The sequence below is a fragment of the Rubellimicrobium roseum genome, assembly GCF_006152145.1.
In the GTDB taxonomy this organism is placed as follows: domain Bacteria; phylum Pseudomonadota; class Alphaproteobacteria; order Rhodobacterales; family Rhodobacteraceae; genus Rubellimicrobium; species Rubellimicrobium roseum.
Genome location: NZ_VDFV01000033.1, coordinates 12267 through 28192, shown reverse-complemented (window position 1 = coordinate 28192; position 15926 = coordinate 12267). Strand labels below are relative to the sequence as shown.

Annotated in this window: 15 protein-coding genes; 10 read left to right on the top strand and 5 right to left on the bottom strand. The window is 71.0% G+C overall.

Features of this window, described 5'->3' with window-relative positions; all coding sequences use genetic code 11:
* Positions 1-4: 4 nt before the first annotated feature.
* The 7 genes from FHG71_RS16650 (at position 5) to FHG71_RS16620 (ending at position 5733) form a co-directional block, all read left to right on the top strand.
* Complete coding sequence (locus FHG71_RS16650) at positions 5-697, top strand: TrbG/VirB9 family P-type conjugative transfer protein (RefSeq protein WP_139082847.1); 693 nt, start codon at positions 5-7, stop codon at positions 695-697.
* Complete coding sequence (locus tag FHG71_RS16645; RefSeq protein ID WP_246045488.1) at positions 694-2127, top strand: TraB/TrbI/VirB10 family type IV secretion system protein; 1434 nt, start codon at positions 694-696, stop codon at positions 2125-2127. The genes FHG71_RS16650 and FHG71_RS16645 overlap by 4 nt, the downstream gene beginning before the upstream one ends.
* A gap of 38 nt (positions 2128-2165) precedes the next feature.
* Positions 2166-3185, top strand: a complete 1020-nt coding sequence (locus tag FHG71_RS16640) for an ATPase, T2SS/T4P/T4SS family (RefSeq protein ID WP_139082845.1) — start codon at positions 2166-2168, stop codon at positions 3183-3185.
* Positions 3182-3754: a hypothetical protein gene (locus FHG71_RS16635; protein WP_139082828.1), complete on the top strand. Its 573-nt coding sequence runs from the start codon at positions 3182-3184 to the stop codon at positions 3752-3754. The genes FHG71_RS16640 and FHG71_RS16635 overlap by 4 nt, the downstream gene beginning before the upstream one ends.
* A gap of 27 nt (positions 3755-3781) precedes the next feature.
* Positions 3782-4873, top strand: coding sequence for a TrbL/VirB6 family protein (locus FHG71_RS16630; RefSeq protein WP_139082827.1), 1092 nt, complete (start codon positions 3782-3784; stop codon positions 4871-4873).
* A gap of 288 nt (positions 4874-5161) precedes the next feature.
* The gene (locus tag FHG71_RS16625; RefSeq protein ID WP_139082826.1) at positions 5162-5416 is read left to right on the top strand and encodes a ribbon-helix-helix domain-containing protein; all 255 of its coding nucleotides are present in this window, start codon (positions 5162-5164) and stop codon (positions 5414-5416) included.
* Positions 5417-5421: 5 nt separating this feature from the next.
* On the top strand, positions 5422-5733 hold the full coding sequence (locus FHG71_RS16620) for a type II toxin-antitoxin system RelE/ParE family toxin (protein WP_139082825.1): 312 nt from the start codon (positions 5422-5424) through the stop codon (positions 5731-5733).
* 27 nt (positions 5734-5760) lie between these two features.
* On the opposite strand, the gene FHG71_RS16615 is transcribed toward FHG71_RS16620, so the two are convergent.
* From FHG71_RS16615 to FHG71_RS16605, 3 genes are read right to left on the bottom strand one after another with little or no spacing between them, the layout of a single operon-like run.
* Positions 5761-8259, bottom strand: coding sequence for a type IV secretory system conjugative DNA transfer family protein (locus tag FHG71_RS16615; RefSeq protein ID WP_139082824.1), 2499 nt, complete (start codon positions 8257-8259; stop codon positions 5761-5763).
* Positions 8252-10201 (bottom strand): relaxase/mobilization nuclease domain-containing protein, encoded by a 1950-nt coding sequence (locus FHG71_RS16610; RefSeq protein WP_139082823.1) that lies wholly within the window; start codon positions 10199-10201, stop codon positions 8252-8254. Before FHG71_RS16610 ends, FHG71_RS16615 begins: the two co-directional genes overlap by 8 nt.
* Positions 10188-10697 (bottom strand): transposase family protein, encoded by a 510-nt coding sequence (locus FHG71_RS16605; protein ID WP_218014128.1) that lies wholly within the window; start codon positions 10695-10697, stop codon positions 10188-10190. Before FHG71_RS16605 ends, FHG71_RS16610 begins: the two co-directional genes overlap by 14 nt.
* Before the next feature lie 670 nt (positions 10698-11367).
* Between FHG71_RS16605 and FHG71_RS16600 the strand changes: the two genes are divergently transcribed.
* From FHG71_RS16600 to FHG71_RS16590, 3 genes are all read left to right on the top strand, one after another.
* Positions 11368-12093: a ParA family protein gene (locus FHG71_RS16600; protein WP_139082821.1), complete on the top strand. Its 726-nt coding sequence runs from the start codon at positions 11368-11370 to the stop codon at positions 12091-12093.
* 3 nt (positions 12094-12096) lie between these two features.
* Entirely contained in the window at positions 12097-12828 is a 732-nt protein-coding gene (locus FHG71_RS16595) for a hypothetical protein (protein ID WP_139082820.1), read from the top strand.
* 375 nt (positions 12829-13203) lie between these two features.
* A complete protein-coding gene (locus FHG71_RS16590) occupies positions 13204-13413 on the top strand; it encodes a hypothetical protein (protein ID WP_139082819.1) in 210 nt (69 codons plus the stop codon).
* Positions 13414-13492: 79 nt separating this feature from the next.
* Here the strand turns inward: FHG71_RS16590 and FHG71_RS16585 are convergent, their stop codons facing one another.
* Positions 13493-13822 carry a single-stranded DNA-binding protein gene (locus tag FHG71_RS16585; RefSeq protein ID WP_139082818.1) on the bottom strand — a complete coding sequence of 110 codons (330 nt, stop codon included), beginning with the start codon at positions 13820-13822 and terminating at the stop codon, positions 13493-13495.
* Between the two features lie 258 nt (positions 13823-14080).
* Positions 14081-15913: a ParB/RepB/Spo0J family partition protein gene (locus FHG71_RS16580; protein ID WP_139082817.1), complete on the bottom strand. Its 1833-nt coding sequence runs from the start codon at positions 15911-15913 to the stop codon at positions 14081-14083.
* Positions 15914-15926: the final 13 nt, after the last annotated feature.

Genomic DNA, 15926 nt, shown 5'->3' with positions numbered 1-15926 from the left:
CTGGATGCGCTGTCTGGGGCTTAGCTTGGGCCTGATGGGAGCCCTGGCCTCAGTGGCTGAGGCCGAGGTGACGCCGGGGCGCGGCGGCCATGACGAGCGGGTGCGGGTGGCCTCTTACGTCGACGGGCAGGTCTACCGGATCAACACCACGCTTCTCAACGTAACCACCGTGGAGTTCGCCCCCGGCGAGACCATCACTAGCATCGTCGCCGGCGACACCGCCGGGTTCCAGTTCGACGGCATTCCGGGCGGGCAGGCCTTCGCGGTCAAGCCGACGGCCTCGGGCGTGAGCACCAACATCAACGTCTACACGAACCTGCGCTCCTACTACTTCAACGTCGTGGAGGGGGGACCCACCTACTACGTCGTGCGCTTCGCCTATCCGGGGGCCTCGGCGCCCCCGAGGAACGCGGTCGTGCCTCGGGCCACCACCTATCGCTACGGCGTGAGCGGCGAGGCCGAGTTCGCCCCCGTGGCGGTCTCGGACGACGGCACCTTCACCTACTTCCAGTTCGCCCCGAACGCGCCCCTGCCCGCCATCCTGAGGGTCGGGCCCGAAGGCGGCGAGCGCACCGCCAACAGCTCGACCCGGGCCGACGGGGTCGTGCGCGTGTCCGGCATCAGCCCCCGCTGGGTGCTGCGCCTGGGCGACGAAGTGGTCTGCGTGCAGGCCGCCCGGCCGGAGGGGACTTCATGAGCGACGGCACGAACCGCGAGGACGACGGCCCCGACTTCACAGCGCTGCAGGACCGCCTGGAGCCGGGCGGCGGCCGGAGGGCACGGGAGTCCCGCGCGGCCCTGCCACTTGGCAAGGCCTTGGCCGGGCTCACCGCCATCGGCCTCGCGGCGGCGCTCCTGGGCTACGGCATGAGCGAGATGCGCGGGGACCGGGAGGAGCCGCTGGCGACGGCGGAGCCCGACGACTGGCAGGGCCCAGGCCAGGGCTTCGAGACCATGGCCACGCCGCAAGCGGCGACGGTCCCAGAGCCCATCCCTGTCGCCGCCCAAGTCTCCCAGGCCCCGGTCCTGCCGCCTGGTCCCTCCGCGACCGAGCAGGCCCTCTTGGATCGGCTGGCCGCCATGGAGGCCCAGCTCGACGCCATGCGCGACAGCGCCGCCCAGGCGCCGGCAGGCAACGACGCCGCCCAGGCGCAGATCGCCGCCCTGAACCAGCAGCTTGAACTGTTGAGGACCCAGACCGACGCGCTGCGCGCGGAGGCCCGGGCCTCGGATCGGCTGGCCCGCGAGCGCGCCAATGAGATCCGGGGCCTGGAAGCGCGACTGGAGGCCGCGCAGTTCGGGGACGGGACCGTGTCCCCCCTGCCACCCGAGGGTCTGGAAACGGGTCCGGGAACGGGCGGCGAGGCCGCCCGACTGGCGGCCCTGGAGGAGCGCCGCGCCCGGGCCGAGGAGCTGCGGCAGGCGCGCATTGAGTCCCCGATGATCGCCTTCGGCGGATCAGCCTCACCCTCGAACGCCGCAGGCGCTGGCGGGCCCTCGGGGCTCGGGTCGAACGAGGACTTCCTGCGCCAGGGCGCCCGCCGGGCCGAGGTCGAGCAGGCCAGCGTCATCGCCAACCCGTCCAGGACCGTCATCCAGGGCACGGTCATCCAGGCCGTCATGGAGACGGCCATCGACTCGGATCTCCCCGGCGCCATTCGCGCGGTGGTCTCGGAGGACGTACACAGCTACGACGGCACGCGCGTGCTGATCCCGCGCGGCTCCAAGCTCATCGGCCGCTACAACAGCCAGATCGAGGCCACGCAGCGCCGCCTGATGGTGGCCTGGGATCGCATCGTCACGCCGGACGGCCAGTCGGTGACCATCGCGGCCTACGGCGCGGACGAGCTGGGCCGCTCGGGGACGGACGGGAGGATCGACCGCCGCTTGGGCACCCGCTTCGGCTCGGCGGCCCTGGTGTCGCTGATCTCCGCCCTGCCCTCGGCGGCCGCGGCCTCCGTGGACGACCCGCTGGCAGCAGAGCTCGCCGAGGAGCTCGGCGGGGACGTGGAGGACGCGAGCCGATCCGTCCTCGACGAGTACCTCTCCGTGGCCCCCACGATCTACGTCGACCAGGGCGCCCGCATCACCGTCCTCGTGGACCGCGATCTGGAGCTCCTCGAATGACCGCCGGCCCGACCCTCGTCCCCTCCCCCGCCGATCCCGTGGCGGACTCCTATCTCGCGGCCTCCCTGCACCGCCTCGGTCCGGCGGTGCGCCGCGACGACGTGATCGAGATCGCCGTGAACCCCGACGGCCGGGTGTGGGGCGAGTTCCAGGGCGACCACTTCATGCGCCCCCTGGAGATCACGCTGGGATCGCAGGAGGTGCGTGACTTCGCCGGCCGCATCGCCTCGGCGGCGCGCGCGCAGCTCTCCGACAAGCGGCCCATCCTCAGCGTGTCGATCCTCTACAACGGCCGGCCCATCCGGGCGCAGGTGGTCACCGCCCCGGCCGTGGCCGGCGCCGCGCCCGCCATCTCGCTGCGCTTCTTCTCGGCGGTGCCGCTCGACGCCATCGCGCTCGACTGGCTCTACGACCAGCCGCAAAGCCTGGAAGCGCGCCGTCACGCCCGGAACGCCCGGCTGTGCGAGGTGGTGGCTTCGGGCGACCTCGACGCGGCGCTGGCCTTCTGCGTCCACCACAGGCTCAACCTCGTGGTCTCGGGCGGCACCAACACCGGCAAGACAGTGGTGCTCCGCAAGGTGCTGGACCAGGTGCCCGCCACCGAGCGCATCGTCACCATCGAGGACGCGGCCGAGCTGCACCCCCGGCAGCCCAACGTGGTCACGCTGCTCACCGACCGGGACGCCGCCGAGCGCAGCCCGGACCGGCTCCTGACCTCGACGCTGCGGATGCGGCCCGACCGGATCATCCTGGGCGAGGTGCGCGGCGCGGAGGCCATGAGCTTCCTGGAGGCCATCAACACCGGCCACGGCGGCTCGATGACGACGCTGCACGCCGAGACTCCCCAGCTCGCCGTCAAGCGCCTGGCCATCGCCGCGCTCAAAGCGCAGCTTCCCATGACCTATGCCGAGGTCCTGGCCTACGTGAAGGGCACCATCGACGTGATCCTGCAGGTGGGCCGGCACGAGGACCGGCGGGGGCCGACCGAGTTCTACCTGCCGGGGTCGGATGCCGAGGACGACCAGGCGGCGGGAGCGCCGCGGAGGAGGACACGATGACGAACACCACGACGCGGATCGGCCTGACCCTGGCCTTGGCCTTGGTGGGGCTCGGGGGAGCGGGACGGGCACAGGAGGTCTCTGGGGAGCCGCCCACCTCCGAGGCAACGCCGGAGCTGATCACTCCCGAGATCGACGCCCCGGCCCTGCCATCGATGACGGAGGAGGCCGCCCAGGAGCCCACGTCGGGTGCGGCGGGATCGTCCGCCTTCAACGACCTGACCCCGCCCGACATGAGCGCGCCCCGCAGCGCGAGCGAGTACCGGACCTGCCCGGATCGTGAGGAGCGACCGGCATGGGCAGAAAGACTTGAAGGAAGGGAAGCCGTCAGAAGTTTGCTGCTGTCAGAAATCTACAAGGCGCGCAGCTATGAGCAGATCGTTGCTACCGGCGACTGCTCCTGCGCCGTCAAGGCCCCATCCTGGGCTGCGGCCGAGGCCGAGTATCAGGAGAACTATGCGGCATTGGACCTTGTCGCTGTGCGCGAGGCCCGCGGTGAGTTCCAAAGGCTCTCGGGCAGCTTTCACCATGAAGCCAGGCGTATCTGCCGGGCTCAAGGCAACTGGTAGGGTGGCTTTGTGGGACCTGTTGCGTGGATGGTGAACCAAGTCGAGGGCTTTCTCGACGGTGCGGCCGAGTCGAGCTTCGCCGCCGTGGCGGGATCCCTCGGCGGCATCCTCATGGTAGCCTCGACACTTCTGATCGTCCTGGTGTTCGTCAACCTCGCGCTCCAGATGCGTCCCATGGACGGCAGCACCGCGGTCGGGCTCGTCGTGCGGCTGCTGCTGATCAACGCCTTCGCCCTCAATTGGGTGCAGTTCAACGTCGTGGCCTCGGCCATCATCGACGGTCTCGATGACCTCGGCGCCGGCATCGTGGAAGCTGTAGGAGGCGTGGCCCCAGCCGATGGTTTTGCTGAGGCGTTCGACCAGATAATGTTCGACTTCGCCAACTACTTAAACGCCATGACCGAGAACATGGGCTGGATGGGCGGGGCCGTCGCCACGACCTTCGGCATGGCGATGATGGGCCTCCTGGGCGCGCTCGCGGGCGCGGTGCTGATCTTTGCCAAGGTCATGCTCACCCTTCTCATCGGCATCGCTCCGGTGATGATCGCCACCACGCTCTTTGAGGCGACCAAGGACTACTTCCACCGTTGGCTGTCGCTGTTCGTAGGGTTCGCCATGTACCCCCTCGTCATCGCCGGCATCATGTCCACCGTCATCGGCATGGCAGACGCGATGGCGGATACCCTGGGCGACCCGGCCGAAGACGCGACCTTGGGCGCGCTTCTACCCTTCTTCGCCATGATGTTCCTGGCCGCCGGCATAATCGGGGTGATCCCCTTCCTCGTTCGCACCCTGTCGGGCAACCTCGTCATGCCGGCGATCAGCTCGGTGCTCGGCGGGAATGCCCTCAACGCCGGGGCGGGCGCGCTCGGTGGGGCCGCCTCGCAGGCCCGCTACGCCTCGGCCGGGCTCCTCAACACCCAAGGCTCCCAAGCGCGCGCCCGGGCGGGCAACCGGGGCGTCACCGAAACCTTGGCGGCCGGGGTCGGTGCCGCGGCGCGGGCCAACGTCCGCAGCGGCACGCAACTGGCCGACACCATGGCGCGCATCCGCCGCCTGGAGGATGCGGGGGTCATCCCCACCGGCCTCAAGCCCAAGGGGCCGAAGACGTCGAACTAAGCTCCTGTCGGGCAAGAACGGGGGGTCAAGGGGTCCCGCAGCCGCCCGGCAACGGGGGGAGAGGACAATCCTTGAGGCCCCGGACTGTCCCACGCTTCGGCCTGCTTCCTGCGAGGTGTCATCATCGCAGGGAGCTGCTCCAGCGGCGAGCGGCCTTTTGTCCCGCCGTCAGGCTATCAAGGCTTCGTCCGATGAGGACCAGCGCCGCCCGAGTCGGTCAGCTCCCGGCGCGACCTTGTCTCTGTCTTCATTGTTGATCATATTGAAGACAGACGCGGAGGAGCCCTCATGCCCCACACCACCACCATGACCGTGCGCCTGAGCGGAGCTCTGAGCGAGTTCGTGGCCTCCAACGTGGGCGAGCACGGGGCCTACGAGACCACCAGCGAGTACCTGCGCGACCTGATCCGGCGCGACAAGGAGCGGGTGGAGCGGGAAGCGTTCGACCGCCTCAAGGCGGAACTCGCGCGCGCCTTCGCGGCTCCCGAGGACAGCTATCGCCCCCTGACCGCGGCCGAGGTGATCGCCCGGAACCAGGGCTGACCGAGGTGCCCGTTCGCGTCCAGGAGGCCGCCTCGCTGCGGCTCGACGAGATCTACCGTTACACCCGCGACCGCTGGGGCGCGGCTCAGGCGGAGCGGTACATCACCGACCTTTTCGCCGCCTTCGACAAGATCGAGAGCCATGGCGTGATCTCACGGCCGATCCCGGCCGAGTTCGGCGTCGAGGGTTTCTATCTCCGGCAGGGGCACCATGTCGTCTACTGGCGCCGGCTGTCGAACGGCGACATCGGCATCGTCACCATCCTGCACGAGGCCATGCACCAGATGGACCGCTTCCGCGAGGACCTGGGCGGCTGATCGGCGGCCCCGACACGCGCCCTCCTCCTACACGTCTGGCCCCTCTTGGGTGGGGGGATCGTCCGCCTCATCTGCCTCGTCGGTCACCAGATCCTCGAGCCGGATGACCTGCGCGTTGGCGCGCCGAAGGGCGGCCTCGTCCTCCGGCGTCCCGGACAGGTCGCTGGGCTGGATGAACAGGACCGTCTTGGCCTGTCCGATGCTCGCGCGGCGCGCGGACACGACCAGCTTCCGGGTCTTGGTCCGCGCCCGACGGGGGCGGAGAATCGCGTCCGGCGTGGCAAGCAGCCCTTCGATCCGCCGAATGGCCTGGCGCAGGGCCGCCGCATCCTCCGTCCTCACCACGGCCTCGAGCGGCTGAATGGCGGAAACGGGTCGCGCCTCCGTCACGGCCACCCGGCGAGCGGACGGCACCAGCCGCACAGGTGCAGGAGGCTCGGCCTCGTCTCGGGCCGGCGCGACGGCGCCAGGCCCTGGCTCCGTCGGTTCCGCCGGACGGGGCAACGCGGGCGGACCGGCGTCCTCGGGTGCGGGAAGGGCCGGCAACGCCGGCGCGGCCTTGGGGAGCGCGGGGGGATAAGGCAGCTCGCCCGCTTGCGCGTCAAAGACGGCTCGGAGGATCAGGTCCTCGTGGAACACGAGGCGTTGCGCCCGGATCGGCATCTGCGCGTCGATGGCGAGGATCACGTCGCCGAGGGGCATCCGGCGGACCTGGTCCTCGGACATGAGCGGGGCCTCCTCCGTCCGCTCGCTCACCGTGCGGGCGCGCAGGGGGCTCAGGCCCAGGGGACGCGACTTCGAGATGACCCGTCGCGTGGTCTTGCCAAGCGTGGCGCTCACCTCCCCGACGGTCTTGGCGTCGGACGGGGTGAAGTAGAGCTTCACCCCGGCCCCGGCCTGAAGCGACAGCCGCACGTTCTCGCCGTAAAGCTCGTCGAGCGCCGGAATGCTCTGGGTGACGATCGCCAGATGCGCGCCATAGCCGCGCAGCGTCTTGATGGACTCCGCCACGATCGGCATCCGCCCCAAGCGGTCGAACTCGTCGAGCACGATCATGACCTTCCCGGGCTCGTCCGCACCGGGCCGATGGGATTGGAGCGAGGCGATTAGGTCCGAGAAGAACAGCCGCGCCAGGGGCGCGAGCGTCTCGATGTCGTCGGGCGGCACCTCGAAGTAGATGGCATGGGGCTTGCGCCGGATCTGGCTGAACGAGAAGTCCGACCGGCTGGTCACGGCGTGGATGGCCGGGTTCGCCCATAGGCCCAGGCCCGAGGTCAGGAGAACGGACAGGTAGGAGGTCAGGGTCTTGTCGTTGATGGACGCCAGGTTCGCGAGCATCCGGCGCGCAGGCTCGTAGGTCACCTGACAGGCCAGCTCGGCGTAGGCCTTCTGCTTGTTGCCGCCCCCCGTCGCGAGATCGTAGATGGCACCGATGGTCGGCCGGCCCTGCTCGAAGGCCAGAAGGCCGCAGGCCACAAAGATGTCGATCCCGCCTTGCAGGAGCCCTTGCGTGCTCTCGGTGGACTGCAGGAACAGGCGCGCCGTCTTCTGCAGCGCCAGCATGCGCTGATCGGGATGCGGCAGCTCGTGGATACGCTGGAGCGGGTTGTAGCGGTGCGTGCGGCCAGTCCAGTCCAGCGGCGCCACGCGGATGACGCGGTCCCCCATCGCCGCCCGGTTCCGGGCGGTGTTCTCGAAGTTCTCGCCTTTTACGTCGAGCACCACGACCGAGCCCTTGAAGAGAAGGAGGTTGGGCGTCACGAAGCCCACCCCCTTCCCCCGGCCCGTGGGGGCGATCATGAGGGCGTGCGGGAAGTCCCGCGACACCAGGAACGGCTCCTTGGTCTCGGGAGCGCCGAGCTTGGCCAGGACGAAGCCGTGGCCGGGCTCGGTCAGGAACCCGTTCCGGCGGATCTCGCGGCGGCTCTGCCAGTGGGTGACGCCGAAGGTGGTGAGCCGTTCGTTGAGGGTCAGCATGGTCATCATCCCCAAGGGGGCAAGGACGCCGGCGCCGACGAGGAGGGCCGCCACCCGGAACTCCTGGGGCGCCTGGCGGTAGAGCGGGACCACGTGGCGGGCGAGGTAGCCGAAGTCGATGCGCTCGAGCGAGCCCCCGAAGCGGACGGTGAGGTAGGCGGAGGCCGCGACGTAGCCCACGACGCCGCCGAAAAGGGCGAAGACCAAGCCGCCCGCCATGAAGCGGCCCGTCGAGTCCGTGGAGATGCCGCTCTGCCGGGCGCGTACGGCGTCCTCGCGGAACCGGCGGGTGGCGGTCAGGAGGGCGGGAAGCGCGAAGAGCGCCAGGGCCGTCAGGACCGAGGCCGCGAGAATGGCGACCGCCGTCCAGAACTCCCGGGGCGCGCGCTCATAGATCGGGAGCACGTTGCGGGCCAGGAACAGAGGAGCGAAATGGGTGGGCGAGCCCCCGAAGCGGACGGTGACGTAGGCGTTGGCGAGGACGTAACCCCCAGTCGCGCCGAACGCGGCGAGGGCCAGGGCGGCCGGGAGGGTGCGGGCGCTAGCCATGCGTGGGTCCCTCCTCCTCGTGGCCTCGGGCCAGGCGGCGTTCGTCCACCTGATCGCTCACGATCTGCTTGAGCACGCGAAGATGGGCGGGGCTGTTCCGCGTGGCCGCGTCGCTCTCCAGATAGGCCTTGGCGAGAGCCAGCCGCTCCAGCCGGTCGCCCGCGAGGCGGGCGAGGGCCGTCTCATCCCCCTGGCGCAGCCGCCGCAACTCCTCGGGCGCCAGCGCGCGCTCGAGCGCGGCGTGGAAGACTTGGGCCTGGGTCCCGTCGCGGAAGGCGGTCTCCGGCGCGGCCTGGTCGCGCAGCCGCAGGGCGGTGGCGGCGATCAGGGGATGGCGCGCCGTCCGCCCGGTCTCGTCCGCGATCCCGGCGCGCGTGTCGGCCCGCGGCGCGGGAACGTCGAGGGCGGCCGAGGGGAGGCTGCGGGTCACGACCGCCTCGGCGCGCTCGCGGACCTCGTCCGCCACGCGGGCCTCCCGCAGCACCCCCACATTCTGCAGCACGGTCTCGATCCGGTCATAGACCTCGTCGAGGCGGTCCAGCGCCTGCTCCTTGGCCGGCCCCGTCAGCTCCCTAGGCCGGTCGGACCCCGGCGCGCGCGCGCCATCGGAGGCCGCCACGGCCTGCAGGTCGCTCGCGTGCCAGTGGTCCTCCAGCGCCGCGCGGTCCGCCCCCACCTTCACCCGCGCCAGGATCTCGCTGGCCGAGAGCCCCGTGCCGCGCACCGCGGCATCCACCGCCGCCCGGACGGGCGGATCGTCGAGGCGGTCGAGCGCGTCCCGCGCGATGCGCGCCTGGCTGTAGACCCCGAAGGGGCTGGGCGCCTCCCGAAGCGAGGCGCTGCGCTCCCCCAGGGGGTTGAGGGCGGCGACCTGCGCCAGCGCGTCCGTGAGCCCCCGCTCCAGGCGGGGCCTCTGCGGGGGAGACGCGGTGGCGATGCGCTCCTCCAAGGCCTGCACGTTTCGTCCGAACTCCCGGAGGAGGCCGTCGAACGAGCCCTGTGTGTCAGCCATCTCGATCTCCCGTGTTGGTAGGACGACGCCGTTGCGGGCGAGCGTCAGGCTCGCCCGCTGGAGAGCCTGGCTCACCCGCTCGAAGCCCAGACCGCTCGCGAGACCCGCCAGCCCCTGGTAGGTCGAGGCAGCCAGAGCGATGTGCCGGCGGGCGTGCTCCAGATCACGCCCGAGCCGGGGACGCTCGGATGTGTCCAGCCCGGCCGCGCGGGCCTGCCGGACCTCCGTGGAGCGCGCATCATACGTCACGAGGCCCCGGTCGAGCCGCCGCGTGGCCTCCAGGCGCACGCCATGGCGCTCGCCATGCGCCACCATCGCCTCACGGAACAGCTCGTAGCTGAAGTGGTGACCCGACCGCAGATAGAACATCTCGCCATCGGGGCTGTGGCGGTTGAGGATGACATGGGCGTGGGTGTGCGCCCGATCCTCGTGGACGGCCACGAGGTAGTCGAACTGCGCGCCGTCCCCTTGGAAGAACTGCTCCACGACGCCGCGCGTCACCTCCCGCACCGCGTGAGCTTTCGTGCCGATGGGGAAGGACAACAGGAGGTGCGACGTGTGCCCGAGCTTGGTCGGCCGCGCGGGATCCCAGGTCCGGGCAAACCGCTCCGTCACCTCCCGGACCTGCGCGGGCGTGAGGACGCGCTGGCCGTCATAGGCACCCTGGGCGTCGAAGACATGGCTCGACTTGGTGCCGACATAGGCGATCTGGCGCGCGAGCTCCGTGCGGCTGTGGCACCCGCCGTGGCGGATCGCCTTGAACACCGCCGCACGGGCGCCGGTGGCCGCCCGCGCCATCTGCCCCGCCCGGCCCAGGGACGCTCCGGGCCCCTTGGACCGGGGCGGTGACGCCCCCCCTCCCCTGCCCCGGTTGCGGCTCCAGCCCTCCTCGAGAAGCGCGGCCGCCGGCCCGAGGCTACGCGGGCTCACCGCCGCCCTCGTCTTGCAGCACGCCCGCCACCACCACGTCGAGCTGCCGCCGCTGCCCGCGCGCCAGTTGCCCGACCTGGGCCACGGCCTCGAACACGACGGCGATGGCTGCCCGCACCTCGGCGTGGGACTGCGCCGTATAGGGAAGGGGCTCCCCTCTCAGGCGGGCCTCGTTGCAGGCCCGGGACAGTTGGTTGAGGTTGCCGCCGACGCGGTTGATCTCGGCGCCGAGCTGCTTGAGCCGGGCCGCCACCTCGTCGTCGGGGGCGAGAAGCGGGACCGCCGACCGCATCAGCCGCCGCAGGGCCTCTGTCTTGGAGAGCCCGAGCCGGCCGACCGCTGCCTCGAAGTCCCGCGCCTCCTGGTCCGTCACCCGCAGGCCCAGCACGGAGGTGCCTCGGCCCTGGAAGGACGGCGCGTCGCGCAGCTCCCGAACCACGGCGTGAATGGTTTGACGGCTGACCCCGAACCGGGCCGCCAGGTCCTTCGCCTCCACACCCTTCGCCCGCTCGCGTGCGATCTCAAGCCGTTGGCCCTGGGTCAGGCGGCGTCGGGGGGAGGCGGAAGGCGCGGCGGAGGCCATGGTGTAAAGTTAACATCCCTATTTCCCGCCATCTAACCCTACCGTCGAGCGACTCGTCGCACAAGCGGCGCGGAGGTCGACGGTAGACATTATCGGGCGGGCTCTCGGACCGCCCCGGCGCGGCCCGCGCCGCCCAACTTTGACGGATAGCGGACGCGAGATGGTGGACGATGGACGCCAGACGCGCGACGCTTGACGACGGACGGCAGATGGTGGACCAGAGGCGACGGATCATTGATGAAGGATGGCGGACGGCTGATGACGGACGGCGGTTCGTCGATAAAGTTCGACGGACACCCGTCGACGGATGAACGATCATCGACAGTAGGGCGGCGAACACAGCCCACAGACGATGGTAGAACTACGAAAGATCACAGATGACGGACGACAGACGGTGGATTGCTGACGCTGGATGGCGGACCACGGCCTGCGGACGACGGACGCCGGATCGTTGTAGGCTTACGACAGACGACCGACGAACGGCAGCGGACGAGCGATCAGCGATGCAGGAGGACGGACGACGGATTACAGAGGATCCATCAAGCCGGCGCGGATCGGCAAGGCAAGGAGCAGGACGACAGGTATGGCGAACGCAGACATGAAGGTGGTGGCGCTGATGGCGCGCAAGGGCGGCTGCGGGAAGTCGTCGCTCGTGAAGGCCCTGTCCTCGGCCGCCCTGTCCAGCGGTCGAACCGTTCTCGTGATCGACACCGACCCGCAGGGCGACGTCACCCTGTGGTTCCGCAAGCTCCAGGCGCGCGGCGCCGTCCCGTCCGGCGTCAGCTTCTATGGCGCCACCACCAGCACCGATCTCGAGGACACCATCATCGCGGCGCAGGAGGCCGGCCAGACCGACCTCGTGTTCATCGACACCGCCGGATCGGGCACGGAATGGTCTGACGAGATCGCGATGGTGGCCGATCATCTGGTGACGCCGGTCCTGCCCTCGGACGCCGACATGGCCGTCTGCGCCCAGACCGTGGACTGGTTCAAGCGCCTCCGGGGCCGCGTCGCGGAGCCGGACCGTCTCCCGACCCACAACGTCCTCCTCACCCGGTTTCCGGCGCAGGCCAAGGCCACCAAGGTCCACCAGCGGATGCTGCAGGAGGCGATCAAGCGGTTTCCGCTCGTCGGCATCGTCGTCCAGGAGCGGACCGCCTACGTGGAAATGGACGAGCAGGGCTTCCTGGGCGACCTGGTCGCCAGCTACCGCAACCACGCGGACCCGCTCCAGCGCTCGCAAGCGCGCCGCTTCGAGGAAGCGGTCGTGGAGTGCAGCGAAGTTCTCACCGACATCCTCAGGGGGTAATCCATGGCGATCCGCAGGATACAGCCCATCCTCTCGCGCGACACCGAATACACCAAGCCCTTCCCCGGCGGCGGCGCGCTGGGAGCCCCGCCCGCGCCGGAGGAGGCGGCCGCGGTCGAGGCGCAGGCTCCGACGCGCGAGCCACTGGCCCCGGCGGCGGAGCCGACCCCCGCTGCGGTCGCGCCCTTGCCCGTCGAGCCCCAATCCATCGAACCCCAGCCCGTCGAGCGGCGACCGGTCGAGACCCCCGTGGCGGCGCGGACGGCCAAGGCCCGCGCGCCGCAACCTCTCGCTCCCGCCCCCTCACCGGCCATCCCGGCCGCGCCCGCGCCGACGAGGAAGGCCCGAGGCCAGGAGGCCAAGACGATGTTCTCGATCTGGGTCCGGCCGCTCCTGGCTCAGGTGCCCCGGATCGATGCCACCGGCTTGCCGCCCCAGCGGGTCCTCAAGGCGGCCTGGCAGAGATGCGCGGCCCGCTACACCCTGGCGCCCGGCTACGTCGAGCCGCTCGCCGTCGAGCGCTCGGAGGGCCGCGCGTACGGGTTCTCCACCACCCTTCGGCTGAACGCCGAGGCGCTGACGACCTTGCTGCACGAGCACGACCCCCTGCGGATCACGCCCTACTGGTCCCTCATCCGGGGTCAGGTCGAGCCGCTGTTCTGGCAGGCGCTGGACGAGGTCCTGGCCGAGCTGGACGACGCCAAGACCGCGAAGTCAGGCCGGGGGCGTTCGTGATCCCGACCGGCCTGCGTCGGCAGCCCGGCCACAGCCGCGCGGGAACGGACGGTCCGACTGGCCGGACACCCTGTCCAGCGCCACCCTATCTCTCAGCTCCGGGGCAGTGAGCCGCCAAGGTCCGAGCCAAGGCACGAACAACCGAGCCGGACCGACAAGGGGGGAGGAGTTTCGACTTCCTCCCCCCCAAAGCGAAATAGACGGGGCCGTGTCCTCGGGCTTCGCCCTGCGGGCCGCACCACCCCCGTCGATTTCGCTTTCCCCCCCACCTCTCGTCGCTCGCCGCTGGGCAGAGGGTCAGGCGCGCCTGACCCTCGCCCTCCAGTGTGAACCAAGCAGGGTCCGGCCGTCGCACGAGGCAGCGACAGGTGGATCATGACAAAGCGAGCCCGCAGGTACGGCACGGCCATCGGGGCCATCACCCACCCGGACACGGGCCAGGTCGAGGCGCTGATCTATCAATGGGACAACGGGGACACCTCGCTCGTGGAGGCGATGCCGGGCCCGCTGGGGCAGGAGACCTGCCAGAGCGGCGAGCCGGCAAGGGCCGTTCCCGGCCCGGGGCGTCCGGAACCCCGGTCCTGAGCGGCGGCGAAAGCCCAGAAAACGCGGCCTCCGCCCTCCACGACATGGGGAGGGCGGGGCGTCGCCCGCCTCGCGCCCGTCAGGCGGGCGCGAGCGCCTTGGGAGCCAGCAGGTCGAAGTCGTCGGCCGCGAAGGTCACGCCGTAGACGGTCTGGCCGTCCTTCTCGTAGCGGGTCTGCCGCACGGTGCCGCGGGCGTGCACGAGGTCGCCGGCCTTCACGTTCTCCTTGGCCCAGGCCACCAGCCGCTCGCCGAACAGCGTGACCTCGTTCCAGTAGGGGTTCGACCGGAACTCGCCCGTCTCGTCCTTGCGCCCGTACTCGGCCGCGATGTCCACGCGCAGGGTGGGACCGACCGCTTTCACCTTGCCGACATGGCCGATGATCTGAAACTCGCTGAACGTCCGCATGATCTGTCTCCTGACGCTTGGACCACCGTCCAAGTACGATGATGTTATATTTTCATTGACATGGTGGCAACGACGACGAGGGAAGCCGCGCCTCCTGTCCGAACGGGTCGCGTGACCTCGCGCGAGGCTGGGTCGGGAAGAAGGGCCCCGCACGGGGCGAGGCCAGGTGGTCCTTCCCACGAAGGAGGTCGGGCGCGGGCCGGGGAACGGGACCGCGCGGGGGTGGGGCAGGGCGCTCGCGCGCCCTGCTCCTCGAGGTCAGGCCAGCTCCTCGGGCAGCCACTTGGCGATGCGCGTGGCCTGCGCCTCGGTGACGCCCCGCACCGCGCGCGGGTCGGCGAAGAGGTGTTCCAGGCGCTCGGCCTTTTCGCGCTTCTTGAGCCGGGCAAAGGTGGTGGCGGTGGGATGCTCGGGGGCGAGGTCCAGGAGGTGCCGCCACAGGTCGTCTAGGATGGCCCCGCTCACGCGTCCGAAGAAGTTCTCCGCCGTGGGCGTCCAGACGGCGCGGATCGTGGTCTTGGCCTCCTTGTCGAGAAGGTGCCCCAGCGCCTCGTCCTCCACGTCGACGAGCGACGCCAGCGCCCGCGCGAGGTCCGCGCGCACGGCCTCGGGACCCTGCTTGCGGTAGGCCCGGAACGCCTTGGCGAGGTCGAGGCGGAAGGGGTCCTTCGGGCCGTCCGGCGGCGTCGTCAGGCGCGCGTCCAGGACGTAGCCGGTCCCGGTGCTGGGCTGGGTCTCGACCGTGTCGGCCTTCACGCCCAGGGCGCGAAGGAACCCCATGCGGCCCCCGATCTGGAAGGCCAGGAGGTCGAGGAGGAGGTCGGGCGTCTCCAGAAGGGCGTTCTGCCGCGCACCCCGCGCGATGCGGCGCAGGTCCTCCCTCAGGGTCGCGGACAGGGACGGCTTGGCTGCGGGCGCGGTCGCCCCGGGGGAGGGGCGATGGCTGGAAGGAGCCAGGACGCCCGCCTCCTCGGCCCCGGCGCGGTCCTCGGATCGGACAAGGCCGGGGGTGGCCCGGCGTTCGCCCGTGCGGTCCACATGGACGAGGACGCCCGCGTGGGCCTTCTGCTCGGGGGTGTAGCCGCCCTCGGCCAGGGCGCTCAACGCGTCCAGCAGGGCCAGGCCCGCCTCGTCCAGGACGTCGGCGTTGGCGAGCTCGGCCAGCTCGTCATGGCGCTCCTGCTCCTCCTCCGTGAGCTCGCCCGGCACGGGATAGAGGCGCCCGGCGGCCAGCCGCTCGATCTCCGCGTAAGAGACGTAGTCCTCCAAGCTGATCGCGGCCCATCTCCACCCCTCGGCCTGCCGCAGGACCTCGGCCTCGGCCCGGAGCTTCGCCTCGAAGGCGCGGTCGAGCACGTCCGGGCTGTCGAACAGGTCCTCGTCGGCGAACAGGTCGCCCCCGATCCGGCCCCCGGCGGCGAGGTAGGCGTCCCGGCCCACGAAGACGGCGCGCCGGTCGCTGCCACGGATGCTGTCGGGCTTGAGCATGCGCTTGATGTGGGCCTCGCTGTAGGCGTGGCCGCGCACCCGGGCCAGCACGTCGAGCGTCACCGCCTCGTCGTCGCTAATGGTGAAGGCGGCGGCCTGGCCCAGGCTGAGAACGTCCTCCCGCAGCGCCTGGAGGACGGGCTCGGGCAGGCCCGCGAGGGCGAGGCGGCGCTGGACGTGGCGCTCGGTCACCCCGAAGGCGATGGCGATGGCGGGAAGGTCGACCCCCCGGGCCGCCAGCGCGCCGTACTCGCGCACCTCGTCGGCGGGATGGGGCTGCTCGCGCTGGTGGTTCTCCGAGGACGCCCACACGGCGGCGGTGGCCTCGTCGGGCGCGAGGCGCACGGGGATGGCCTGGAAGCGCGGGTCGTCCTGCAGGAGGGCCAGGGCGCGCAGCCGGCGGCCCCCGGCGACGATGCCCACGCGGCCTGTTCCGTCCCGGAGGCCCGCGAGGTTCTGGATGAGCCCCAGGTCGCGGATGTTTTGCGCCAGGGCGGTGACGCTGGCCTCGGGAACGAGGCGGCGCGGGTTGAGGGGGGACAGGTAAAGGTCGGCGAAGGCGACAAGCTCGGGGGCCTCGGCGATGAAGGTTTGGGCGTTCATGGGGACGGTCCTC

What these genes read in the sequence shown, in the direction of transcription:
- FHG71_RS16635 (WP_139082828.1), top strand. Translation starts at nt 3,182, where the DNA reads ATGACGAACACCACGACGCGGATCGGCCTGACCCTGGCCTTGGCCTTG.
- FHG71_RS16600 (WP_139082821.1), top strand. Translation starts at nt 11,368, where the DNA reads ATGGCGAACGCAGACATGAAGGTGGTGGCGCTGATGGCGCGCAAGGGC.
- FHG71_RS16595 (WP_139082820.1), top strand. Translation starts at nt 12,097, where the DNA reads ATGGCGATCCGCAGGATACAGCCCATCCTCTCGCGCGACACCGAATAC.
- FHG71_RS16590 (WP_139082819.1), top strand. Translation starts at nt 13,204, where the DNA reads ATGACAAAGCGAGCCCGCAGGTACGGCACGGCCATCGGGGCCATCACC.
- FHG71_RS16625 (WP_139082826.1), top strand. Translation starts at nt 5,162, where the DNA reads ATGCCCCACACCACCACCATGACCGTGCGCCTGAGCGGAGCTCTGAGC.
- FHG71_RS16585 (WP_139082818.1), bottom strand. Translation starts at nt 13,822, where the DNA reads ATGCGGACGTTCAGCGAGTTTCAGATCATCGGCCATGTCGGCAAGGTG.
- FHG71_RS16630 (WP_139082827.1), top strand. Translation starts at nt 3,782, where the DNA reads ATGGTGAACCAAGTCGAGGGCTTTCTCGACGGTGCGGCCGAGTCGAGC.
- FHG71_RS16650 (WP_139082847.1), top strand. Translation starts at nt 5, where the DNA reads ATGCGCTGTCTGGGGCTTAGCTTGGGCCTGATGGGAGCCCTGGCCTCA.
- FHG71_RS16645 (WP_246045488.1), top strand. Translation starts at nt 694, where the DNA reads ATGAGCGACGGCACGAACCGCGAGGACGACGGCCCCGACTTCACAGCG.
- FHG71_RS16615 (WP_139082824.1), bottom strand. Translation starts at nt 8,259, where the DNA reads ATGGCTAGCGCCCGCACCCTCCCGGCCGCCCTGGCCCTCGCCGCGTTC.
- FHG71_RS16580 (WP_139082817.1), bottom strand. Translation starts at nt 15,913, where the DNA reads ATGAACGCCCAAACCTTCATCGCCGAGGCCCCCGAGCTTGTCGCCTTC.